The following is a 24,615-nucleotide window of genomic DNA, read 5'->3' on the forward strand; positions in this document are numbered from 1 at the left end:
CAAATTACCTTATTATAAAATTAGTTTTACAATATAATTTTGTAGGGTTAACATTTTACTCTAAAAAAAGAAAATATTTTTTAAACAGTATCTATTTCTTAAACTATTTTTAGAGTGTTAACAGCCTAAATTTAAGAATAGATGCTGTTTTTTTAATTAAAAAACATATTATGAAAACAAAATTACTAACCATTTTAATAACAATAGTCTCTTTAACAACCTTTAGTCAAATAGAGTTATTACTAAATACAGATACCAACCAAAACAGAAGAACAATATCCATACAAACCCATTTAGGTAATAAATTGCTATTTACAGTAATGAATAACTCTTTTCAAACACATTTATTTGAATATGAAAATGGAACAGTAAATGAAATATTAGATAATGGCAATAGTATTGTTAGCCCATTAGGAAACTTAAAAAAAGACGGAAAAGTATTTTTTAGTGCTAGAATTAATAACACTTTAGGAGGTTATTCTTATGATGGAAACTCAATAGAAAACATCATAGAAAATTACTTTTATAACCCTATAGTGTATAAAAATAACATCTATTTTGATAGTGAAGTTAAAGAAGGGGTTAAAAATAAATTTTACTTATTTTCTTCTGATGGAACTAAAGAAAACACCCGCGTTTTTAAAGAACTAGAAACGTTTGCTTTTTCTGGAACACACAGATATAGAAAAATTGTTGCTGGGAACTACTTATACTTTACAGCAAAAACAGACGAACTTGGTGTAGAATTATACAGAACAGATGGGACTGATGCTGGTACCATATTATTAAAAGATATTAATCCTAATTCAGCAAATTCTGAAGTAACTAACTTTTTTGCAGCTTCAAATGGCTTATTATATTTTCAAGCAAAAAACAATACAAGTGGAGAAGAACTTTGGGTAACTAATGGAACTCCAGAAAGTACTGTAATGCTAAAAGATTTTTATGATGGTACAAAGGGTGGCGATTTTTATTTAGAAGAACTAAATGGTAAAGTATACATTGCTTTAGAAGACAAAACTGATAACTTATACGAAACTGATGGAACACCTGCAAACACAAAACCAGTAAGTGAAGCTATATTTGCAAATCGTTTTATAGCTAATTTTAATAATAAAATTTATTTTAATGGGAGTGTTAATGGAACAAGTGGTATTGCTGTAACTGATGGTACTGAAGCTGGCACAACACTCTTAAAAGCACTAAGTGTGCCTGTAGCAACAAATAGTTTTGCAGTTTACAAAAACGAACTCTATTTTAATGGAAGAGTAAGTAGAAGTGAAGGTGAGCATCTTTGGAAAACTGATGGAACTGTGGCAGGAACAATCTTATTTAAAAATACAGCTACTGGTAGTATTAAAGATTCTTATCCTCAAAATCTTTTTGTTGTTGATGATAAATTGTATTTTCAATCCTATCAACATGGTGTTACAGGCAGAGAATGGTGGAAAACAGATGGTACAGAAGCAGGTACTGTTTTAGTGGCAGATACAAATTCTGGCAGAAATGATTTTACAGCAACTGGATTTTATCAATTTAACAATCAGCTTTTTTTTATTGGTGGTACAGGAGATCAAACCACAAGTGGTTTGTATAAAATAGGAGATAATGCCACAGCTTCTCTAAAAAATTATAATTTAAAAAATATTAAACTATTCTACAATCATAAAAATATTCATATTAGAGGTTTAGAGTCTAAAAAAGGAACATTAAAAGTATATAATATATTAGGTAAAGTTTTAAAAGATATACAATTTAAACAGGATACTAAAAATGTTAATATTCCTTTAAATATTAAACCAGGTCTATATCTAATAACTTTAAAAACAGATGTTGATGCTATAATTTCTAAAAAAATCATAATCGATTAAACATAAATAAAAAAAGTTATAAATTTAAAATTCATTTTTATTGATTCAATTATGAAAAAAATAATTCTTTTAGTCATTTTTCTGTTCGCATTTAAATCTAAATCATATACACAAGAAAAAGTTAATTGGATTACTTTTGATAAAGCTATAACACTTCAAGAAAAAGAACCCAAAAAAATACTTGTCTTTTTTTATGCGAATTGGTGTATGCCTAGTAAATTAATGCTAAAAAGGACTTTTACAGATGCAAATATTATCAATAAATTAAATACCGATTACTACCCAGTAAAATTTAATATTGAATCTAAAGAAGCAGTTAACTATAGAGGCAATTTACACCCAGGTTTAAAAACCAAAAGAGGTAAACATTCTTTTTTTAAAGCTATTACTGCAGGAAAAGGAGAAGCAACACCAGCTTTAGCAATCCTTACAAAAGAAGCTGTTATAGGTTTTAAAAACGGCTTTATAAATACAGAATCTTTCTTAAAATTTTTACAATCTAAAGAAACGGATCAAAACAAAACAGATGTTTACGTTTATTCTTATAAAGAAAATTCAAAAATTACATCCAACTTAAAAAAGTTTCTAACTTCTCAATTTAGACCTGTAGAAACAAATTTTGCAACTAGAGAGCAAATTAAAGGCAAGGTTAGTTACGTTGGCTTAGTTTCAAAATATAAACCAACTATAAAACAAGATGGATTAAGAAAATTTATAGCACTAAAATGTGATGGTGTTCCTTGTAGTCTTTTAATTAGTGGTTTTTCTAAACCCGAAAAAATAGGTTTTGAGGACATAAGTCCAGTTTTTAAAAAAAATATCGAAATTAATGAAGACAAACCATTTTTATACCTACCACCTAAAAATGAGGCAAAATTTTATTCCTTTAAAAACATAAAAGGAAATGTATATGTTGCAACTGGTGCAGAAGTTCTATCTGATTTAAATGATAAAGAATTTGGTAACATTGTATTTTACAAAGAAAAAATTAAATATGGCTTTAATAAAAACAATTTCTTTCATTATTATAATGATTTGCTAACAAATTTCTCTTCTAAAAAATATGAAAGAGTTAAAGGTTTGATTACGCTAATAAACAAAAGCAAAAGTGCTAAAACTATTCAAATAATTGTTAGAGATTATAATTCTAAAATTATATCTAATAAAAATCTTAGTTTTAGTGGTAATTTAAATAATAGTATAAAATCTTTAATTACCAATGATAGTAAGCAAATAGTGACCTATGAGTTTTTAGGAAATACAAAAGATATATGGTTGGTATTAGGTCATAAACCTTTTGTTGAAAAAACTATAACTTATACAAAACCCAATTTTAATTGGTCTAAAAAACAACGAGATGAGGCAAATTCTATTTTTACTGATAATGCTGGCAACAGTATTCGAAAAGAAAAAAAAGAAAAGGATTCTAGTAAATGGAAATATTTTAAGGTAACAAATATTTGTAATTCAACATTTACCAAGCGTATACATTCCGATTTTTTATATTTAAAAAGTCAAAATTTGAATTTAAAACCTGGAGAGTCTGAAACAATTATTATTAAAAGTAATATACCTTTTAATACTTTAAAACTACCAAAGTGTTTAAAAGTAAGTTATAAATAAAAAAAGCCTCACATTTTAAATATTGTGAGGCTTTTTTTTAAATTCTTAATGACCGATTTAACAAAGGAAACCATGTGTACTGTGTATTACATTTGTCACACGCATATCCTTTGGTTCCAGGCATTAATTTTGTAATTCCTTTTCTTTTCATTCTGTGCCTAGACACAGATTTACATCTTGGGCAGGCTTTCATAATAAAAATATTTGTTTAAACAGCTGCAATGTAATGAAAACTAAAGAAATAGATACAGGTATAAATACCCTTTTTCTATATTTTATTTAATTTATTTGTTCTAGAAATTGCTTTTTCGTTTTTCCAATCTATCCATTTTTGTCCTTTAACTCTTCGCATTACATTGTCTATGGTACGCATTACAAATACATTATAAATAGCTTTAGATAAATTTTTAGGTTTGCGTGCAATGGCTCTTAAACTCATAGAAAAACCTGGAGTAATGTATTTCATATAGTGCCAATAGCCTTCTGGCATATACAAAACTTGCCCATGCTCTAAATACGTTTTATAGCCTTTTGCTTTTTTTAAAGCTGGCCATTTCTTAAAATCTGGATTTGAAAAATCGATATCTTCTCTTACAATTAAAGAATGTGGAATTTTATACAAGTAATCATTCTGTTGTTGGTCAAATAGAATCACTTCTTTTTTTCCTTCAAAATGAAAATGAAAAATATTTGCCAAATCTATATCATAATGCATAAAAGTATACGAATCTGTACCCCCAAAAAACAACATGGGCAATCCTTTCATTAAACGCAAACCAAAATCTGGGTAAGTAAAATCTTTTTGTAGAATAGGAACTTCCTTTAAAATATTCCAAAGAAAAATTCTAAATTTTGTAGGTTTACTTTTTAATAAATCTACATATTCACTCATTTTCATTGTAGCATGTGGCTCATTAAAACCATCTTTATAATCTACAGGTCTATCATCATATAAAGGCACAGTTTTATCTGCTGCTACTGCTTTCATATAATCTAAATTCCATTTTTTATAGGCTGGCCAATCTTCTATAAATTTTTCTATTACAACAGGTTTTTGGGGCTTGAAATAGTTTTTTATAAAATCTTCTTTGGTAATGGTTTTTACCCTATCTATTTGAGATAAATTTAAGCTCATATTGCTAAAAATTAAAAACGCAAAGTTAATAAAATGTTATCAAATTTCATTTTAAAAAAGAAATCCATCATCTAAAAAGACAATGGATTCTTATACAAATATTGTTTTTAAAAGTTAAACTTTTACTGCTTTTCCTTTCTGTTTAGCTGCTTCGTTTCTTTCTATTTTATGTTCTGGACGAGTCCATTTTGGTTTTTCTCCTAATGCTTCAAATTGAGAATCTTTAGCTTCTACAGTTTGTGGTTGTACTTTTTTAGTAAATGGTTTTTGTGGATTTAACCCCAACAACTCAAACATTTTCATATCTTCATTTACATCTGGATTTGGTGTGGTTAATAATTTATCACCAGCAAAAATAGAGTTTGCACCTGCAAAGAAGCACATGGCTTGCCCTTCTCTAGACATTTGAGTTCTTCCAGCACTTAAACGCACTTGCGTTTCTGGCAATACAATTCTAGTAGTTGCCACCATTCTTATCATGTCCCAAATTTCAACAGGTTTTTCATCTTCTAAAGGCGTTCCCTCAACTGCAACCAAAGCATTAATTGGTGTAGATTCTGGTTGTGGATTTAAGGTTGATAAAGCCACTAACATACCTGCTCTATCTTCTGCAGATTCTCCCATACCAATAATTCCACCAGAACAAACAGTTACATTTGTTTTACGTACATTATCAATCGTATCTAATCTGTCTTGATAACCTCTTGTAGAAATAACTTCTTTGTAATATTCTTCTGATGAATCTAAATTATGATTATAAGCATACAAACCTGCTTCTGCTAAACGTTGTGCTTGGTTTTCTGTAACCATACCTAATGTACAGCAAACTTCCATATCTAATTTATTAATGCTTCTAACCATTTCTAAAACTTGGTCAAATTCTGGACCGTCTTTTACATTTCTCCAAGCTGCGCCCATACAAACACGAGAACTTCCACTTTCTTTTGCACGCAAAGCTTGAGCTTTTACTTGGTTTACGGACATTAAATCATTTCCTTCTACATTGGTGTGATAACGAGCTGCTTGTGGGCAATAACCACAATCTTCAGAACATCCACCAGTTTTAATGGATAACAAAGTAGAAACTTGTACTACATTTGGATCGTGTTGTTTTCTATGGATGGTTGCTGCATCGTACAACAATTCCATTAAGGGTTTGTTGTAAATTTCTAATATTTCTTCTTTCGTCCAATTATGTCTTATTGCGCTCATAAAAATGGGTTGTTTTGATATCTCAAAAATATAAAAAATTCCGCTGTTAAAGCGGAATTTTAAACTCGATTATTTAGTTTCTCCTTTTGGGTTCTCTTTTTTATCTTCTACAACATCTACAGGAATTTCTTTTCCTTTTAAATAATCTGGCAATTGCATACCAGCCATGTTAAACATTTCTTGCAAAGGTGGTACTGCATTGTACATCCCAGAAATAAAGTTAGATGTAGATGTTTTTCCATCTTTTCCTCCTCCATTTTCCCAAACCGTAACTTTATCAATCTTGATATTTTTAATTGCTTCTGCCTGTGTTTTAACTAATTCTGGCAATTTGTCTGCAATTAATAACAATGCTGCATTTTGAGAATCGTTTCCAGCTGCTTTTACAATTTGGTCTAAACCTTGTGCTTGTTTTGTTAAAACTTCGTACAAACCTTTTGCTTCTGCTTCTGCTTTTAAGAAAATTGCATCTGCTTCTCCTTTTGCAATTCTTCTAATATTTTCTGCTCTTGCTTCTGCATCTATTTCTACCTTTCTTTTATCTATTTCTGCAGGCACAATAATATCTGCTAATTGAGAGGAACGTTCTCTTTCTGCTCTTGCCAATTCTGCTTCTTGCTCTGCTGCATAAGATTCTTTTAAGGCATTTGCAGCTTGTACTTTTTCTGATGCAATTGCAACTCTTTCTGCTTCTGCCTCTCTTTGTCTACGCAAAGAATCTGAATTTGCAACCGCAATTTTTGCAGTATTTTCTCCATCTACAGCTTGTGCATTTGCAGCTGCAACTTGAGTTCTTTCATCTTGTACAGCATTTGCTTCTCCAATAGAACCATCTCTATTTTTTTCTGCAACCGATTTTCTTGCTGCGTTAATTGCGTGTGCTGCTGCTTCTTTACCTAGAGCTTCTATATAACCAGATTCATCAACAATATCTGTAATATTTACGTTAATTAGTTTTAAACCTACTTTCTTTAATTCTGTTTCTACAGACTGAGAAATATTGGTTAAAAATTTATCTCTATCGTTATTAATTTCTTCAATATCCATAGATGCTACTACCAAACGCAACTGACCAAAAATAATTTCTTTTGCTAATTCTTGTATATCTGGTAAGCCAAGACCTAACAGTCTTTCTGCAGCATTTTGCATCACTCCTGGTTCTGTAGAAACTCCGATTGTAAATCTACTGGGTACGTTTACACGAATGTTTTGTTTAGAAAGTGCATTTACTAAGTTTACCTCTATAGACATAGGTGTCAAATCTAAATATTCGTAATCTTGAATTACTGGAAAAATAAAAGCAGCTCCACCATGAATACATTTGGCAGATTCTCCTCCACCAACTTTTCCATACACTACTAAAATCCTGTCAGATGGACATCTTTTGTAGCGTTTTATCATAGCAATTATTAGTATAAAAATGAATAGTATTGCAATTCCTACTCCTATTAAACCCGAAAATTGGGTAATTTGTAAAATCATTAAATCTAGCATAGTAATTTTGTTTTATTTTGTGGTTCTATAATTAATACTCCGTTATTTGTGACTTCAATCACTTTAATAATTCTTCCTTGTTTTAAATCTTCGCTGTAATCTGTTAAAGCTTCTAATTCTCTTAAAGATCCTTGGATTTTAATTTGAATTTTTCCTGTTCTAGATCTATTTGCTCCAACAGTTAAATAGACTTCTCCAACAGCATTTAATGCATTTTTCATTTTTAAAGTTCCACTTGATGTTAATTTGCTAATGTAATAAAACAATGAAGCCATTATAAACATCATTAATAAACCACAAAAAATAGAAATAATAACCGTAGTTGGTTTTGAATTACCAGAATCTATACTTGAAATTCCACTCCAACCAAAAATGGTAAAAAATGCAACTAAGTTTTTAAAGGTAAAAAACTGGAAACCCACACCACCATCTGCATCTACATCATCTAAATCTTCTATATCATCTGCTTCTGCACCAATTATAGTAGAAACTAAAACAAATACAAAAAAGAGTGAAGAGATTCCTGTAATTATCCAATACGTTTTTTGAAAAGCAGTCAATTCTTGAAACCATTCTAGCATAACAATTCGATTTAAAAAGTGAATAAATATAACTATTTTTTAACGTAATAAAAGGACTTATTTCGTCAATAAAACGGAAACTGCATTTCCGCCAAAACCTACAGCGTTCACTAGAATTTTTTTTAAAGATTTAGGATGTGGTTGGTTGTTGGCAAAAGGAACTTTAATTACTTTTTGATGTTGCAACATTAAGAGTGCTAATTCTAGACTTAACATTCCTGAGGCTCCAAAAGTATGTCCGAGTTTCCACTTATTAGTAGTTAAAAAAGGTGTTTTGTTACAAAATATTTTAGAAATCGCATTAAATTCTGATGAATCTCCTTTTATGGTTCCTGGTGCGTGCATCACAATTACATCAATTTCATCAGGAGAAATCTCACCTAAAGCCATTTTCATCGATTTTTGAAAACATACTGCATTTGTAGAAATAGAGGTATTGTGTTTTAAAACTTCAGTCGCAAAACCAATTCCAGAAATGGTTGCCAATGCATTTTCTACCATTCCTTTTTCTAAACAAATTGCAGCTGCACCTTCACCCAAAACCATGGTGTTTTGTTTCTTTTTTAGGTCGAAAGATTTGCAGGGAAATTCTAGATTATCACCTTGAGCGCAATCGAAAGGTCTTTGTTTTTCTAAAATAGATCTCGACTGCGCTCGATCTGACATTTCGTTTTTAGAATAAACTTTTAAAGCCTGCATTTGAGCGATTGTAAAATGGGTCAAAGCAGCTTCACTACCACCCACTAAAAACTTTTCTGACATTCCTGCATTGAGCCAAGCAACACCATTTAACAAAGAGTGCAATGCTGTAGAACAGGTTATAGAGTGTGAAATTTCTGGACCAGAAGTTTGTAAATGATGTGCAACCCAAGAAGAAATATTACCCAAAGTTGTGGTTGGAGAACTTATGGTTGATGATTTTTGAGTGCCTAAAAACTCTTTATGATATTTCTCAAACAAGGTTGTTGCTCCTCTAGAGGACCCAAAATTAACTCCAAAACTATCTTTTGATTTCCAATTGGCATTTTTTACAGCTTCTCTAGAAACATAAATGGCAAACAAAACAGTGTCGTCTAAATTTCTGTATTTTGAATCTGATTTTCTTAACTCCTCAATTTTTTGTTGATTTTCTTTGGATAATTGCCCTACAAAAACACTTTCTTTGTCATTTCGACCTTGTGGAGAAATCTCTTTTTTTGACAAAAAATGTTTGTCTAACAAATAGTTTTGCCAGATTTCTTCTTGCGAACTTCCTATTGCAGAAAGTGATGCGAATGCTGTTATGGATGTGGGTTGGTTCATATTAAACTTGTGTCATACTGAACTTGTTTCAGTATCACATTATTATTGATAATCTAATGTTTTTAAAGTTGGATTTACTTTTCTAACTAAATTTAGTTTCCATTCTTTATGCCAGTTCTTTAATTGTTTTTCTCTTGCAATTGCTTGATTGATATCTGAAAACTCTTCAAAATAAATTAAATCTTTTAGATTATACTTTTTAGTAAATACGGATGCAGTTTCATCATAATGTTCATATAATCTTTTTGATAAATTTGCTGTTACTCCAATATAAAAAGTAGTCCTATAGGTATTTGTTAATATGTAAACAAAACTTTTTTTCATGTTGTTGTGTGACCCTGAAACAAGTTCAGGGTGACGTTAGAATTTCTGGATACAAAGATAAACTTTCGCGTTAAGGATTGAGGCATTGTTGGAGCTCATTTTTTGAGTTTGCGAAAAAAAATAGCGACTGCCGAAAGCCTGCAGTGGTTTGTTGCATTTATGCAAACCACTGAACACCCTAAACAATCTCCAAACTTTCTTCAATAACTTTATATACTTTTTGCAGCTCTTTTTCAGAAATCACATAAGGTGGTTGAATGTAAATGGTGTTTCCTAAAGGACGTAAAAAAACACCTCTTTCCATAAAAAAATTGAGTAATTTATCTCGTAAACTTCCATAACGTTGCATTTTTGTGTCTAAATCTAACGCAAAAATTACTCCTTGTGAACGTGCCTCTTTTACTTTTGGATGTTTTATAATATGCTCTTGAAACTTTTTATGTGATGCTGAAATATCTTTTATGTTTTTTTGAATTTCAGAAGATTGTAATAATTCTATTGCTGCATTTGCAGCAGTACAAGCTAACGGATTACCAGAATAAGTGTGACAATGGAAAAAACCTTTTGCCATTTCATTGCTTAAAAAAGCTTCGTAAATTTTTTCAGTGCAAGAAGTAATCGCCAAAGGCACCAAACCCCCTGTTAACGCTTTACTTAAACAAATAATATCGGGTTTTGTTTGGATAAAATCGGATGCAAAATTGCGACCAGTTTTACCAAAACCTGTCATTACCTCATCTGCAATTGTTAAAATATTGTTGGCTTTACAGAATTTTAAAATGTCATTTAATCCTTCTAAATTATGGATTTTCATTCCTGCAGCTCCTTGCACCAAAGGCTCATAAATAAAACCTGCAATTTTATATTTTTTTGAGTATTCTTTTAAAATTGCTAAAATTTCTTGATGATTTTCTCCATTTGGAACAGGAATTCTTTTTACATCCATCAAAAAATCTTCAAAAGGTCCATTGTAAACAGACAGCCCAGAAACTGACATTGCTCCAAATGTGTCTCCATGAAAACCATCCTCAAAAGCAATAAAAGTACTTCGTTTTTCATCTAAATTAAAATAGTATTGCAAAGCCATTTTAATACCTGCTTCTACTGCTGTTGATCCATTATCATTAAAAAAAATTCTATTTTGATTATTAGGTAGTATTTTTATTAATTCTTCTGATAGTTTTATGGCTGGTTCATGCGTAAAATCGCTAAACATTACTTGGTCTAGTGTTTGCATTTGTGCGTAAACTTTATTAGTAATAAACTCTTTACAATGCCCAAACATACAGGTGTACCAAGAAGAAATTGCATCTATATATTCGTTACCATTTTCATCTGTTATCATACAACCTTTTGCTTTTACAATTGCCAAACTTTCTGGATGTGTTTGGTGTTGTTTTAAAGGATGCCAAAGGTGTTTTTTATCTCTTTCTTGTAATGTCATTGTTCAAAAATTATTGCCATCTAAATATAAAAATAGCCTAAAAACTTATCTGTAAAGGTATATAAAAATCCCTATTTTTGTAGGGATGAAACTACCAAAGAAGTTAACAATAAAATTAAAAGAACGCGAAGAAAATAATGCTTTGCGCTTCTTAAAAACTACTTCTCATTTGGCTGATTTTTATTCGAATGATTACCTAGGTTTTGCAAAATCTGAAAGTATTTTTGATGCAACACATCAGTTTTTAGTAGATAGAAATATCAAACAAAATGGTGCAACAGGAAGTAGGTTATTGTCTGGAAACCATCTTTTATATGAAGAAGTAGAATCATTTTTAAGTGAACTGCACCTAACTGAATCTACAACCATATTTAATTCTGGATATGATGCCAATGTTGGGTTTTTCTCTTCTATTCCTCAAAAAGGAGATGTTATTTTATATGACGAGTTTATTCATGCTTCTATTCGAGATGGAATTCGATTAAGTAATGCCAAATCATTTAAATTTAAACATAATGATTTAGAGGATTTAGAAAGAAAAATTCTTAGACAAGCTAAGAATAACATGAATCATGAAACTGAGCCTTTAGAAATTTATGTAGTTACAGAATCTGTTTTTTCTATGGATGGGGATTCTCCTGATTTGGTCAAAATTTCTAAAATTTGTAAAAACCACAATGTTTTTTTAATTGTTGATGAAGCACATGCTGTTGGCGTTTTTAGAAAAGGTTTGGTACAGAACCTTAGCTTAGAAAATGAAGTTTTTGCAAGAATCATCACTTTTGGAAAAGGGTTAGGATGTCATGGAGCTGCGATTTTAGGGAGTAAAAAGCTGCAAAATTATTTGATAAATTTTGCTCGTAGTTTTATTTATACTACTGGACTTTCTCCTCATTCTTTAGCGACTATAAAAGTTGCTTACGCAGAAATGCTAAAACAACATCAACATATAAAAAAATTACAAGAAAATATTGATTTTTTTAATTCAGAAATTAAAAAAAGGAACTTTCCAGTTTTTACAGAATCCTTTATTAAAGAAAATCAAAATAATAAAATTTCTGAAAGAAAATGGGGTTTTATACCAAGTTGTTCTGCAATACATTGTTGTGTGATTCCTGGGAATGAAAACGTAAAATTAATTTCAGAAAAATTACATCAAAATGGTTTTGAAGTAAAAGCCATTTTATCTCCAACCATTCCTAAAAATAAAGAACGTCTGCGTTTTTGTTTGCATAGTTATAATTCTACAAAACAAATTAGTGAAGTGTTGGAGTTGTTGAGTATTTTTGCTAAATGATTAACGTCACCCTGAACTTGTTTCAGGGTCGCACAAGAAAATGAAAAAGAACTTTGTTTACATATTAACAAATACATATAGAACTACTTTCTATATTGGAGTTACTGCAAATTTATCAAAAAGATTATATGAACATTATAACGAAACTGCATCTTTATTTACTAAAAAATATAACATAAAAGATTTAATATACTTTGAGGAGTTTACTGATATTAATCAAGCTATTGCAAGAGAAAAAAAATTAAAAAATTGGCATAAAGAGTGGAAGTTAAATTTAGTTAGAAAAGTGAATCCTACCTTAAAAACATTGGATTATTAATGTAAAATGAGAACCTGAAACAAGTTCAGGTTGACAAAAAGCAACTAAAAAAATGAACACATATTTTATAACAGGTATTTCTACAGAAGTTGGTAAAACAGTAGCTGCTGCAATTGTAACAGAAGCTTTAAAAGCAGATTACTGGAAACCTGTACAAGCTGGAGATTTAGACAATTCTGACACGCATAAAGTGAAACGTTTAATATCTAATTCTACATCTGTATTTCATCAAAATTCATACGCTTTAAAAACACCCATGAGCCCTCATGCAGCTGCAGAAATAGATGGAATTCACATCAATCTAAAAGATATTAATGCCCCAAAAACCAACAATCATTTGGTTATAGAAGGTGCAGGAGGTTTGTTAGTACCATTAAATAATTCTGATACTATTTCAGATCTTATAAAATCTAATTATAAAGTTATTGTAGTTTCTCGCCATTATTTAGGCAGTATAAACCACACATTATTAACTGTAAATTTGCTAAAAGAAAAAGGGCTTGAAGTTTTTATAATATTTTCTGGTAATGAGCATAAAACTACTGAAACCATCATACAAAAAATGACAAAGGCAAAAATTATTGGACGCATAAATGAAGAACCTTATTTTGATAAAAATGTGATTAAAGAATATGCAGAAAAGTTTACAGAAAAATTGTAATTTGCACCTATGAATAGTTCACAAACACTTACATTTTTTAAACCAGATACAAACTCAGATAATCTAGGCGTGTTTTTAGACACTGGTATTTCTGCTGGTTTTCCTTCTTTGACAGAAGATGTTGAAGGTAAGAAAATTTCTTTAGACAATGCACTTGTTAAAAATAAAGAAACTACTTTCTATGCAAAAGTTAAAGGACAATCTATGATTAATGCTGGGTTAGATCATGACGATTTGCTAGTAATTGACAGAAGTTTAGAACCTACAGATAAAAAAATTGCTGTTTGTTTTATAGATGGAGAGTTTACAGTGAAACGTTTACGTGTACAAAACAACGAAATTTGGTTGCAACCAGAAAATCCAGATTATCCTATTATAAACATAACAAAAGACAACGATTTTGTAATTTGGGGCATTGTTACAAATGTGATAAAAAAAGTATAAAAACCCTTCTTTAAAAAACCTATGCACATGTTGGTGGTGGAGTTTTGTTATTTGTGCTATTTGAATATTTATTATTACAAAGCGAAGTTATTGTTAACTTTATGATGTCTATGACAGAAGGTTGGCGTTGGTTAGTAATGTTAGGTGGCTTTATGTTAGTTACCAACTATGCAGAAAGTACTGTTTTAAAAACTGCAGACAAAAACATACAATATATGGCGTATGCATTATACGTTTTTGCACAAGCTATTATTTTTATACCTCTTTTATATATTGCTATTTACTATACAGAAAGTGCAGCTTTAGTGCAGCAAGCTGCAGTAGTAACACTTGCATTATTTGTAGGTATTTCTGCTGTTGTTTTTATTACTAAAAAAGATTTTTCTTTCTTAAAAGCAGGGCTAACTATTGGTTTTTTTATTGCAATCGGTTTAATAATTGCTGGTTCTTTATTTGGTTTTAATCTAGGTTTATGGTTTTCTGTAGCTATGTGTTTATTGGCTGGAGGCTCTATTTTATACCAAACTTCTAACTTGGTAAATAAATACAGTACAGAAGATTATATACCTGCTTCTTTAGGTTTATTTGCTTCTTTAATGCTTTTATTTTGGTATGTTTTACAGATATTTATGTCTAGAGATTAGATAAATGAATCAAGAAAAAAAGAAAGGAAAATCTTTTGGTGCAATTGTAGGTGTAATTGTTTTTGCAATTGCTTTTGCTGGTGTAAAATATCTTTTTAAAAAAGATATAGCTAAAGAACTAAAAAAAGGTGCAATTGAGTTAAACAAACAATCTCCTCAACAAATAGATGAATATACAAGGCTAGATAGTGCTGCATCTATTGGAAAAACAAATTTTATATACTACTACACTCTTTTACAAACCCAAAAAGCTGAAATTAATTTAGATACCTTAAGAAGTTATTTTGAACCTAACATTATTAAAGGAGTAAAAGAAGAGCCAAGTTTAAAGATTTTTAGAAATAATAATATAACTATGGATTATATTTATTACGATAAAAATAAAGAATTTGTAATGAAAATATCTGTAACTCCCAATCTATATAAAAAGTAAAAAATTACTTTTTATTATATCTTTTCAAAGCAGGAAAGTTTATTTTAATGTCAAATATTATTACTTTTTTTTAAGTTTTTTAATTTTCTTTATTTCCTCACAATATTATATTTACTTCAATAGCAATCATAGTAAATTTAGATGTAATGCTTGCCAGACGTAAAATGCGTAGTAAAGAATTGGCAGAAATAATTGGCATTACTACTGCAAACCTATCTATTTTGAAATCTGGGAAAGCAAAAGCAATCCGTTTTTCTACTTTAGAAGCTATTTGTAAAGCGTTAGATTGTCAACCAGCAGATATATTAGAATATACAGATTAAATAAAGAGGCTGTCTGAAAAGTTAATTTATCTGTCATTTTGAGCCTTTCGTCTTCGCTCAAGACAGGCTTTGTCGAAAAATCTATGTAATTGATTTTGAGTAAATAAGATTTCTCCATTACAGTCGAAATGACAAATTTTAATACTTTTAAGACAGCCTTTTTTTTATAAGTTCTCAACTGCGCTCGAACAGACACAGAATAATAAGTTTTACCTTTTTAAAGGTTTGTTCAAATTCATAAACAGAAAATCTGCATCTGTGTTTTCTACACCTAATAAATATTTACTAAAATGATCTGCCCTTAACCAAAAAGAATATTCAGTCATATTTCCAAAACCGTGTCTTTGCCCAGGCATAATCATAAATTTAAAACGTTTATGAGCTTTAATTAATTCGTTTGCCATTCTTATAGTTCCTGCTGGGTTTACATTATTGTCCATATCTCCATGAATCAACATTAAATGTCCTTTTAGGTTTTTTGCCAAAGATTGATTGTCATCAATTTTATATTTATGAGTAATTTTTCCTTTTGCGTCGATTTCTTCTTTCACTCCATGATGTGTTTCACTCCACCAAGAATTGTACACATTATTATCATGATTTCCTGCAGATGAAACAGCTGCTTTAAAAAAGTCTGGATATACCAACATTGCTGCTGTAGACATGAAACCTCCTCCTGAATGTCCGTAAATACCTACTTTTTCAATATCTATAAACTTGTGTTTGTTTGCTAATTGTTGTGCAACGTATTTTTTATCAGCCAAACCATAATCACGTAAATTACCATAACCATAATTATGGTACCATTTAGACCTGTCTGGATGTCCACCTCTGTTTCCTAAAGTAATCACCACAAAACCAACCTGAGCCATTCTATCTAATCTGTCCATTCTATAAGAAAAAGACTTGTTTACAGCTTCTGTTTGTGGCCCTGGATATACATATTCTAAAAGCGGGTATACTTTGGTAGAATCCATATCAAAAGGTTTGTACATAACTCCGTAAATATCTGTAATCCCATCATCTGCTTTCACTTTAAAAGGTTCAGGAAATTTATAACCAGATGCAAATAATTGCGATAAATCTGCTGTTTCTAAATCCATCACTTTACGTCCATTTACATCTCTAACATCCGATTTCGGAATTGAATTTACACGCGAAAAATTATTTACAAAGTATTTGTTAGAATCTGACATACTTGTTCTTGTGGTAAAATTTCCACTATTTAAAGTACGCATTCCACCACCATTTAAATTGATTTTATAAGTATGTGCGTAATAAGGATCTTGCTCTTTATTAACTCCATTTGCAGTAAAATATAGAGTTCTACTTTTTTCGTCCAAACCTTGGAAACCATCTACATGATAATCTCCTTCTGTAACTTGGTTTTTTAAATTTCCATTGGCATCATATAAATAAAAATGTGCCCAACCATCTCTTTCTGCCCAATGTAACATTTCTGTTTCGTTGTTAAATAAAATTAAAGGGCGAGATTCTATATAGGTATTAAACCGTTCTTCAATTAACGTTTTATATTCGCCTGTATTAATGTCAGCTACATTAATATCTAACTTTTTTCGGTCTCTAGAAATGACGCTAAAATACACTTTGCCTTTCTTAGAAAGTAGTAAAGATGGTTTAAAATCATCATCTCTACTAGATTGTTTTCTTGGAGCTCTATACACAGAAATACTTTGCTGACGAACTGTATCTAAAGGAACTTTTATATGTGTTTTAGTTGGAATATCAAAAATTAGTAATTCCGATTTGTAATATTCCTGTTCTCCAGGCATGTGATATTTGTAAGTTTCTAAAGTCGGTCTTTTTTTACCTGTAGAATTAATCACCCATAAATCTTTTATATGTCTAGAATCTGATTTTTGAAACACAAACTTCTTAGAATCATGAGACCAAGTGCCCCAAACTCCTTTACGTTTGTCTTTATTTTTTTCTTTATCTACATTATCTTGTCCTCTTCCTCCCCAAGTGTAACCATAATTTTCTTCGCCATCTTTGGTCCATTGATTTTCTACAACAGTGCTATCTTTTTCATCTTTAATAAACTTTTTAAAGTTTTCTTTATCCATCCAATAAATGTTATGATTCTTACCATACAAAACAATAGAACTGTCTGGAGCAATGTTTGCCCATTTTTGCCAAGGCTTTTTCTTCGGTTTTTTTGTATCTATAATTTTTAACCCATTTCCACCTAATCTATATTCTAAATGGTAGACTTTTTTCTCCATTTTAGGTTTTTTCTTTTTCGGTTTTTTAGTAGATGTTGTATCTTTTTTGGTTTCTTTCTTCTTCTCATCTACAACCTCTACTTCTTCTGTAGATGTTACCCTAAAACGAATCGCATTTTCAGCTTCATTAAATTTAAAACGAAAACGAGGTAAATGTTTAGCATCATAAGGGTCTTTAGTGATTTCTGTTAACCATTTTGCCATTTCTACGTTGTCAAACAATGGTTTTTTAGTTTTTTTATCTAAATCTACAATGTAATGGTTAGAACCATTAGAAGTTTTGTAAGCATACCAAAAACGGTTTCCTTTTTTTAGCCAATGTGGACTTACACTTGTAGAGTGCACCATTTTAGCTAAATTTTTTGGTGAGTATTTTGCTGCTGCTCTGTAGTTTGGCTTGGGAGTTTCTTGTGCAGAAATTACTGATACAGTAAAAATAACCAAGAAACTTAAAATAAAGTTTTTCATGTATAGAAGTTGGTTTAGTTTAATTTTAATGATAAAGTTGATTAAAACAATCTACACTACAAATTTTTTAAGAAGAGTTTGTTAAAATTTTAACAGTTCTGCCTCTTAATTCAGATTGCGTTTTTCAATAAAAAAACGTTTTAAAATTTGAGAACAATCGTTTTCTAAAATTCCGCCAACTACTTTTGTCTTAGGATGCAATGTTGTTTTTAAATTAATAAAACCTCTTTCTGGTTCAGAGGCACCATACACAATTTTACCAATTTGTGCCCAATAACTAGCTCCTGCACACATTTGACAAGGCTCTAATGTCACATACAAAGTACAATCTTTTAGATATTTACCACCTAAAAAGTCTGCAGCAGCTGTAAAAGCTTGCATTTCTGCATGAGCTGTAACATCATTTAAAGTTTCTGTTAAATTATGTGCTCTAGCAATAATTTGATTTTTTAAAACGATAATTGCACCAACAGGAATTTCACCTTTATCAAAAGCAAATTCTGCTTCTTGATAAGCTTTTTTCATAAAATAAGTATCGTCAAAAGGTTGTATCATATTTAAAGTGGATTAATAATGACGAATTTAAGTAAAATATTTACGATAGATTTGTAATTCTTAACAGTCTGTTTTACGGACACAAAATTTGAAGTTGTATTTTTGTTTTGAATGAAGAATTTGTTAGATAACATATTAAATCCCGAAGATTTACGAAAATTAAATCCTGAACAACTGCCTTTATTGGCTAAAGAATTAAGGGAGTTTATTATAGATGTTGTTGCTACAAAAGAAGGTCATTTAGGTGCCAGTTTAGGGGTTGTAGAGCTAACTATTGCCCTACATTATTTGTTTGATACACCTAACGATTTATTAGTTTGGGATGTTGGACACCAAGCTTATGGGCACAAAATTTTAACAGGCAGAAAAAATATTTTTCATACCAACAGACAATTTGGAGGTATAGCTGGTTTTCCTTCTAGAAAAGAAAGTAAATACGATACTTTTGGTGTTGGGCATTCTTCTACTTCTATTTCTGCTACTTTAGGTATGGCAATTGCATCCAACTTAAAAGGTGAAACAAAAAAACAGCATATAGCCGTTATTGGTGATGCTTCTATTGCAAGTGGAATGGCATTTGAAGCTTTAAATCATGCTGGAGTTTCTAACGTAAATTTACTCATTATTTTAAATGATAATGCTATTGGAATAGATCCTTCTGTAGGGGCTTTAAAAGAATATCTAACAAAGGTAAAAAGTGATAAAAAATTAGCTGCACAAAACAACATTATAAAAGCATTAAATTTTGATTATTCTGGACCTATTGATGGTCATAATTTACCCAAACTTTTATCCGAATTAAATAGGTTAAAAACTGTAAAAGGACCTAAATTTTTACATGTTATTACAACCAAAGGAAAAGGATTGCAAAAAGCAGAAGAAGACCAAGTAACCTATCATGCTCCAGGAAAATTTGACAAAATTTCTGGAGAAAGAGAAAAAAAAGAAATTAATTTATACACTAAGTATCAAGATGTTTTTGGCAAAACGATTGTTGAATTAGCGGATAAAAATGATAAAATTATAGGAATTACACCTGCAATGTTAACAGGAAGCTCTTTAAAATTTATGCTAGAAAAATACCCAAAGAGAACTTTTGATGTAGGTATTGCAGAACAGCATGCTGTTACCTTAGCTGCTGGAATGGCTACACAAGGTTTAGTACCATTTTGCAATATTTATTCAACTTTTTTACAAAGAGCTTACGACCAAGTTATACATGATGTTGCCTTACAAAATTTGCCTGTAATTTTTTGCTTAGATAGAGCTGGTTTAGTGGGCGAAGATGGGGCCACTCATCATGGTGTTTATGATTTGGCGTATTTAAGATGTATACCTAATTTAATTGTTTTTGCACCAAGAAACGAGATTGAACTCAGAAATATTTTGTTTACTGCTCAAAAAAGGTTGAATCAACCAATTGCAATTCGTTATCCAAGAGGATCTGGAAATATAATTAACTGGCAAAAGCCTTTTAAAAGCATAGAAATTGGTAAAGGACTTTGTTTAAAGAAAGGTAAAAATATTGCTATCTTATCTATAGGAACTATTGCAAAAAATGTTAATGAGGCTCTAGAATCGCTTAAAAATAAAGACAATTTTTCTCATTACGATATGCGTTTTGTAAAACCTTTGGATGAAAAGTTATTACATCAAATTTTTGAAGAACACACAACAATTATTACTGTTGAAGATGGTACTATAAAAGGTGGGTTTGGAAGTGCTGTTTTAGAATTTGCATCAGAAAATAACTATAAAAAAACTATAAAGGTTTTAGGAATCTCAGATGTGTTTATAGAACATGGTAATATAAAAAAATTACAACATAAAATTGGTTTGGACGCAAAAAGTTTGGCGAATCAATTTGCATTTATAGCAACTAAAAAAGACGCTTAAAAGCGTCTTTTTTATGTTTATAATCTATATGTTACACTAAATTATTCTATGATAATCTTTTGAGAAGATTTTTTGTTATTCTCATCAATAAGATTTACAATATAAACACCTGCATTTAGTTTTGTAGAAATACGTTGTTTATTATTACTTGCAAAATTTACTTTTGTTTGATATACTTGTCTACCACTAATATCAAAAATATTCATGTTTGTCTTTCCTAGTTGATTTGTTGCCTGAATTGTAAAGTTACCATTAGATATTGTAGGATAAACTGTAAAAGCTTTATTTCCTGATAAAACTTGATCTACAGAAGCAACAGCAGCAGTAAATTTACCTGTAAACATACCTCTACCATAAGTAGTAGCTAATACTGTATTATCTGAAGTTCTTAAACTCAAAGAATTTACTTTTACGCTAGACATTCCGTTTTGAGCTTGCACCCATTTAGGAGAAGCAACTCCAAACTTACCTGTTGTCCAAATTCCTAATTCTGTAGCAATAATTACTTGATCATTGTTTAAAGGATTCATCATAATATCTTTTACAGGAATATCAGGGAAATCTCCTTCTTTATCTTGCCAAGTAGCTCCTCCATCTGCAGTATACCAAATACTTTTTACTCCATAATTATGGTATGTAAGAAAAATTTCGTTTTCGCTATTCCCAAAATTAATTGCAGAAATAGCACCAGTAACTGGTGTATTAACACTTGTCCAAGTAGGATTTGCAAAATTTGTATTGGTTACTTTTAATAAAGCTCCGTTAAATAAACCAACAAATAGAGTACTAGAAGATGTTGTAAATGGAGACACTTTTAACTCAGTAGCTCTTCCTGTTAAAAGAGGGTTTGTTAAATTTATTTTTTCTAATGTTTCTCCTGGTTTAATTCCTTTATATCTTCTTATGGCATTAACTGTAGATGTATGTGCATTAGCATATAAAATATCCAAATTATCATCTAATTCTTGTGGATTTATAAAACTACCTGAACCTTGATCTTCGTCTAGAGAAGCACTTGCACCTGTATATGGTAAATTTATTCTACCTTTTACATTATACACAAAAGAAGCAATCATATATTCACCATCTTTATCTATGAATGTGTATGCTCCATCTCCTCCAAAAACATCTACACTTGCATTAGATGAGTTGTTTGCTGCTCCATTAATAAATTGTGTCCCATTATCTTGTGCTCCAGCCATTATATCATCTGATGCAGAATTTTGACCAATAGCACCATCATAAAATTGTAATGTATTATAATCTTTATTTCTTGCGACAATAAAGTTATTTGGGATGTGTATTTTCCCTGCCTCTTCTAAAGAGATTGCATAATACACACCTCCATCATTACCTATAATAGCTTTGTCACTATCTGTTGGATGAAAAACAAAACCATGTTGGTCTGCATGAACTGGTGGTATTTTTTTACGTGCTAAATTATTATTATCTGACCATTTAGATATTTGTGTCCAAGAAGAACCCCTATCTGAAGATCTAAAAAGGTCTATACCTCCTGCATATAAAATATTATCATTAGTTGGGTCTGTTTCTATTACTAAATCATAAAAAGCTTGACCTCTAGTAAAATCTTCATCTGGTATGCCATTATCTGCATCCTTTGGTAAAATAATGTCTTTTGTTGTAACAAAAGAATCATCTGTTTTAAAGAAAGATAGAAATGGAGCAACTTGTTCTCCTCCAGAAAATGTTCTTACTTCTGCTAAAACAACTATTTTTTTTGGATCTTGTTTAGAAACAGCAATTTCTGTTCTATAAACTGTAGATCCTGTTATAGAAATTGTATGTGCTTCACTAAAGTTTGTACCATCTGTAGATTTTAAAACAGTACCTCCTCCACTGTTTAGTCTATTTCTTTTTGTACCTACCCAAATTGTATTGTCTGCACCAACTTCAAAATCATTAGGCTCGTAAGAATTTAATGCAGGTGTATCTACAGTTAATTTAGTCCAAGTTGCAGCATCGTCTGTTGTTTTATACAAACCTGTTTTAAAAGTACCCAAACTTTGACCACTTGGGCTATAATAACCTCCACCCACTCCAATAAAAACCTCTGTTTTATTGGTTGTTGGGTTGTTCCAAGCTAAAATATCGTTAATAAAAAACAATCTTCTAGATAAGTTAGAACTTGTCTCTGTGAAAACGTTTGACCAAGAATTACCACCATCTATAGATTTCCAAACTCCACTTCCAGAACCATTATCACCTGTGTAAGACTCTCCTGTACCTACATACATAATCTGAGGGTTATTTGGGTCTACAGTAATACATGTAATTGCTAAATTTTCTGAAATCCCCACTTGTTGCCAAGAAGTTTCTTCACTAGTAATGTTATTATTTACCCATAAACCTCCACTTACACCTCCAGCAAAAACTCTTTTATGTGTTGCATCATTTGGGTCGAACAAAACTGCTCTTGTTCTACCACCAACATTATTTGGCCCTCTTTCTACCCAAGGATTATTTGCTTCATCTCCAGGAACTCTTCTTTGAATTCTTTCTGAGTTTAATTTCTTTTGAACAGCTAAAATGTTTTCTGGATGTGTTCTACCTGTTACTGGGTTTATTTGATTTAAGTATTCTTGCTCAAAATACGCGTTAGGAGGTAATCCTAAAGATTTTCTTTCCTTTTTAGATAAATGCATTGTTTTATTAAAACGATGATTATTTACAAGTTTAGCGTAATTTTTTCTGCTTTTTTCTAATTTAGTCTCTGTGTCTAAAGTAAAATAAGCTAAGCATGCTCCTAAAGTAATTGTAAGGATAAATAGTAATTTTTTCTTCATTTTTTATGTTTAATTTTTGGAATTCTCAAATTTAGGGATTATAATTATAAATTAAATAATATTCCCTGTTAATTTTTTATGCATTCTTATTGCATAACTATCTGACATTCTAGAAACATAACTACATATTTGCATAATTCTATTGTATAAATTAGCTGTTTCCGTTTGATATTCTTTTGGTAACAGATTCAATACTAAATTGTCAAAGTTAGATTGGTTGCCATCAAACTTGTTGTTTAAAGCAGTGACAAAAACATCTAATAAATCTGCAATAATTCGATAACCTGCCACTTCTTTTTCTATAACTTCTTTACTTTTATAGATCTTTTCGACACTTATTTTAATAATGTCGTTAATTTGTGCTTCATACTTACATTTGTCTAACAAAGATTTATCAAAAACTCCATTTAAAATGGCTTTTTCGTTTGCTAAGAAAATTTCTACAGCTTCTTCTATCAAAGCACTAATTGCTATCGCTCTTAAATATGCGGTTCTATCTGTAGTATGTTTTAATGCGTAATATTTATCTCTATTGATGTTTTTAATTAATTTAGACATATATTCTAATGCATAATCTTCATCAATTAAACCTAAGTTTATCCCGTCTTCAAAATCTATAATGGTGTAACAAATATCATCTGCAGCTTCTACTAAATACGCTAGTGGATGCCTGTAATAAGAAATTGCTGATGTAGATTTTTCTTGCATCTCCAATTCATTAACAACATCTAAAAACTCATTTTTTTCTGATTGAAAAAAGCCATATTTTTTGTCTGCGATATGAGTTGTCGGTTTTTTAGGCAAACTCTCTTTTGGGTATTTTAAAAACGCCCCTAAAGTTGCATAACTTAATCGTAAACCTCCAGAAATGCCTTCTCTAGATTCCGTTAAAATTTTGAATCCGTTTGCATTTCCTTCAAAATCTATTAAGTCTTGGTATTCTTTTTCTGTTAAATGGTCTTTGTATTTTGCTCCTTTTCCTGTTTTAAAGTACTCGCCAATGGCTTTTTCTCCTGAATGTCCAAAAGGCGGATTTCCAATATCATGCATTACAGCTGCTGCAGCTACAATAGCTCCAAAATCGTTAAAAGTATAGCCTAATGCTGCTAAATTTGGATGACGTTCTAACAACACTTTACCAACTCTTCTTCCTAAAGTTCTACCAACTACAGACACTTCTAAACTGTGTGTTAAGCGTGTATGTACAAAATCTGTTTCTGATAGTGGAATTACTTGTGTTTTGTCTTGTAAACTTCTAAATGCGGATGAAAATATAATTCTATCAAAATCTACATCAAAACCCAACCGTGTTTCGTCTTGTGCTATTCTTTCGCGTTTTTCAATATCGCCAAAGCGTTTTAAAGAAAGGAGTTGTTCCCAGTTCATTTGCAATAATATTAATGTTTTGTAAATCTACAAAATAGATTTCTCGACTCCGCTCGAAATGACAAAAAAAAAGAGAAACATTACTGTTTCCCTTTTTCTTAACTTTTAATTAAATAAACTCTGATGCAACCTTTCAACTGCGCTCAAGGT

The 24,615-nt window shown here is 30.5% G+C and carries 20 protein-coding genes and 1 pseudogene; 10 read left to right on the top strand and 11 right to left on the bottom strand.

Annotated elements, in window-relative coordinates:
- Nucleotides 1-170 precede the first annotated feature (170 nt).
- Both ACY2RW_RS00115 and ACY2RW_RS00120 read left to right on the top strand, forming a co-directional pair.
- Nucleotides 171-1,871, top strand: coding sequence for a T9SS type A sorting domain-containing protein (locus ACY2RW_RS00115; RefSeq protein ID WP_490120653.1), 1,701 nt, complete (start codon nucleotides 171-173; stop codon nucleotides 1,869-1,871).
- A gap of 51 nt (nucleotides 1,872-1,922) precedes the next feature.
- Nucleotides 1,923-3,494, top strand: a complete 1,572-nt coding sequence (locus ACY2RW_RS00120) for a thioredoxin family protein (RefSeq protein WP_490120654.1) — start codon at nucleotides 1,923-1,925, stop codon at nucleotides 3,492-3,494.
- Between the two features lie 268 nt (nucleotides 3,495-3,762).
- Here ACY2RW_RS00120 and ACY2RW_RS00125 read toward each other — a convergent pair whose 3' ends face one another.
- The 7 genes from ACY2RW_RS00125 to bioA all read right to left on the bottom strand — a co-directional run bounded on the left by ACY2RW_RS00125 (nucleotide 3,763) and on the right by bioA (nucleotide 10,986).
- Nucleotides 3,763-4,629 carry a cupin-like domain-containing protein gene (locus tag ACY2RW_RS00125; RefSeq protein WP_490120655.1) on the bottom strand — a complete coding sequence of 289 codons (867 nt, stop codon included), beginning with the start codon at nucleotides 4,627-4,629 and terminating at the stop codon, nucleotides 3,763-3,765.
- Between the two features lie 114 nt (nucleotides 4,630-4,743).
- Entirely contained in the window at nucleotides 4,744-5,841 is a 1,098-nt protein-coding gene (gene bioB / locus ACY2RW_RS00130) for a biotin synthase BioB (protein WP_490120656.1), read from the bottom strand.
- 69 nt (nucleotides 5,842-5,910) lie between these two features.
- Complete coding sequence (locus ACY2RW_RS00135; protein WP_490120657.1) at nucleotides 5,911-7,335, bottom strand: flotillin family protein; 1,425 nt, start codon at nucleotides 7,333-7,335, stop codon at nucleotides 5,911-5,913.
- The gene (locus ACY2RW_RS00140) at nucleotides 7,329-7,916 is read right to left on the bottom strand and encodes a hypothetical protein (RefSeq protein WP_490120658.1); all 588 of its coding nucleotides are present in this window, start codon (nucleotides 7,914-7,916) and stop codon (nucleotides 7,329-7,331) included. Before ACY2RW_RS00140 ends, ACY2RW_RS00135 begins: the two co-directional genes overlap by 7 nt.
- A gap of 57 nt (nucleotides 7,917-7,973) precedes the next feature.
- On the bottom strand, nucleotides 7,974-9,218 hold the full coding sequence (locus ACY2RW_RS00145; protein ID WP_490120659.1) for a beta-ketoacyl synthase N-terminal-like domain-containing protein: 1,245 nt from the start codon (nucleotides 9,216-9,218) through the stop codon (nucleotides 7,974-7,976).
- 42 nt (nucleotides 9,219-9,260) lie between these two features.
- Entirely contained in the window at nucleotides 9,261-9,542 is a 282-nt protein-coding gene (locus tag ACY2RW_RS00150) for a GIY-YIG nuclease family protein (RefSeq protein WP_490120660.1), read from the bottom strand.
- Between the two features lie 178 nt (nucleotides 9,543-9,720).
- Nucleotides 9,721-10,986 carry an adenosylmethionine--8-amino-7-oxononanoate transaminase gene (bioA, locus tag ACY2RW_RS00155; protein WP_490120661.1) on the bottom strand — a complete coding sequence of 422 codons (1,266 nt, stop codon included), beginning with the start codon at nucleotides 10,984-10,986 and terminating at the stop codon, nucleotides 9,721-9,723.
- Between the two features lie 85 nt (nucleotides 10,987-11,071).
- On the opposite strand from bioA, the gene ACY2RW_RS00160 reads away from it, so the two are divergent.
- The 7 genes and pseudogenes from ACY2RW_RS00160 to ACY2RW_RS00190 all read left to right on the top strand — a co-directional run bounded on the left by ACY2RW_RS00160 (nucleotide 11,072) and on the right by ACY2RW_RS00190 (nucleotide 15,107).
- The gene (locus ACY2RW_RS00160) at nucleotides 11,072-12,283 is read left to right on the top strand and encodes an aminotransferase class I/II-fold pyridoxal phosphate-dependent enzyme (RefSeq protein ID WP_490120662.1); all 1,212 of its coding nucleotides are present in this window, start codon (nucleotides 11,072-11,074) and stop codon (nucleotides 12,281-12,283) included.
- 40 nt (nucleotides 12,284-12,323) lie between these two features.
- Nucleotides 12,324-12,602, top strand: coding sequence for a GIY-YIG nuclease family protein (locus tag ACY2RW_RS00165; RefSeq protein ID WP_490120663.1), 279 nt, complete (start codon nucleotides 12,324-12,326; stop codon nucleotides 12,600-12,602).
- A 52-nt stretch (nucleotides 12,603-12,654) separates the two neighbouring features.
- Nucleotides 12,655-13,263 (top strand): dethiobiotin synthase, encoded by a 609-nt coding sequence (gene bioD / locus ACY2RW_RS00170; RefSeq protein WP_490120664.1) that lies wholly within the window; start codon nucleotides 12,655-12,657, stop codon nucleotides 13,261-13,263.
- A gap of 9 nt (nucleotides 13,264-13,272) precedes the next feature.
- Entirely contained in the window at nucleotides 13,273-13,707 is a 435-nt protein-coding gene (locus ACY2RW_RS00175) for a LexA family protein (RefSeq protein ID WP_490120665.1), read from the top strand.
- A 26-nt stretch (nucleotides 13,708-13,733) separates the two neighbouring features.
- A pseudogene (locus ACY2RW_RS00180) lies at nucleotides 13,734-14,351 on the top strand (Bax inhibitor-1/YccA family protein); the annotation flags it as partial.
- 4 nt (nucleotides 14,352-14,355) lie between these two features.
- A complete protein-coding gene (locus tag ACY2RW_RS00185) occupies nucleotides 14,356-14,784 on the top strand; it encodes a DUF8479 domain-containing protein (RefSeq protein WP_490120666.1) in 429 nt (142 codons plus the stop codon).
- A gap of 119 nt (nucleotides 14,785-14,903) precedes the next feature.
- Nucleotides 14,904-15,107 carry a helix-turn-helix domain-containing protein gene (locus ACY2RW_RS00190; protein ID WP_490120947.1) on the top strand — a complete coding sequence of 68 codons (204 nt, stop codon included), beginning with the start codon at nucleotides 14,904-14,906 and terminating at the stop codon, nucleotides 15,105-15,107.
- Between the two features lie 209 nt (nucleotides 15,108-15,316).
- Here ACY2RW_RS00190 and ACY2RW_RS00195 read toward each other — a convergent pair whose 3' ends face one another.
- Both ACY2RW_RS00195 and ACY2RW_RS00200 read right to left on the bottom strand, forming a co-directional pair.
- Nucleotides 15,317-17,821: a S9 family peptidase gene (locus ACY2RW_RS00195; RefSeq protein ID WP_490120667.1), complete on the bottom strand. Its 2,505-nt coding sequence runs from the start codon at nucleotides 17,819-17,821 to the stop codon at nucleotides 15,317-15,319.
- A 105-nt stretch (nucleotides 17,822-17,926) separates the two neighbouring features.
- Nucleotides 17,927-18,376, bottom strand: coding sequence for a nucleoside deaminase (locus ACY2RW_RS00200; protein ID WP_490120668.1), 450 nt, complete (start codon nucleotides 18,374-18,376; stop codon nucleotides 17,927-17,929).
- A gap of 111 nt (nucleotides 18,377-18,487) precedes the next feature.
- Between ACY2RW_RS00200 and dxs the strand changes: the two genes are divergently transcribed.
- On the top strand, nucleotides 18,488-20,272 hold the full coding sequence (dxs, locus tag ACY2RW_RS00205) for a 1-deoxy-D-xylulose-5-phosphate synthase (protein ID WP_490120669.1): 1,785 nt from the start codon (nucleotides 18,488-18,490) through the stop codon (nucleotides 20,270-20,272).
- Nucleotides 20,273-20,313: 41 nt separating this feature from the next.
- Here dxs and ACY2RW_RS00210 read toward each other — a convergent pair whose 3' ends face one another.
- Nucleotides 20,314-23,079: a T9SS type A sorting domain-containing protein gene (locus ACY2RW_RS00210; protein WP_490120670.1), complete on the bottom strand. Its 2,766-nt coding sequence runs from the start codon at nucleotides 23,077-23,079 to the stop codon at nucleotides 20,314-20,316.
- A 51-nt stretch (nucleotides 23,080-23,130) separates the two neighbouring features.
- Nucleotides 23,131-24,465, bottom strand: a complete 1,335-nt coding sequence (locus ACY2RW_RS00215; RefSeq protein WP_490120671.1) for a deoxyguanosinetriphosphate triphosphohydrolase — start codon at nucleotides 24,463-24,465, stop codon at nucleotides 23,131-23,133.
- Nucleotides 24,466-24,615: the final 150 nt, after the last annotated feature.

This window comes from Polaribacter sp. 2305UL8-11, assembly GCF_058147165.1.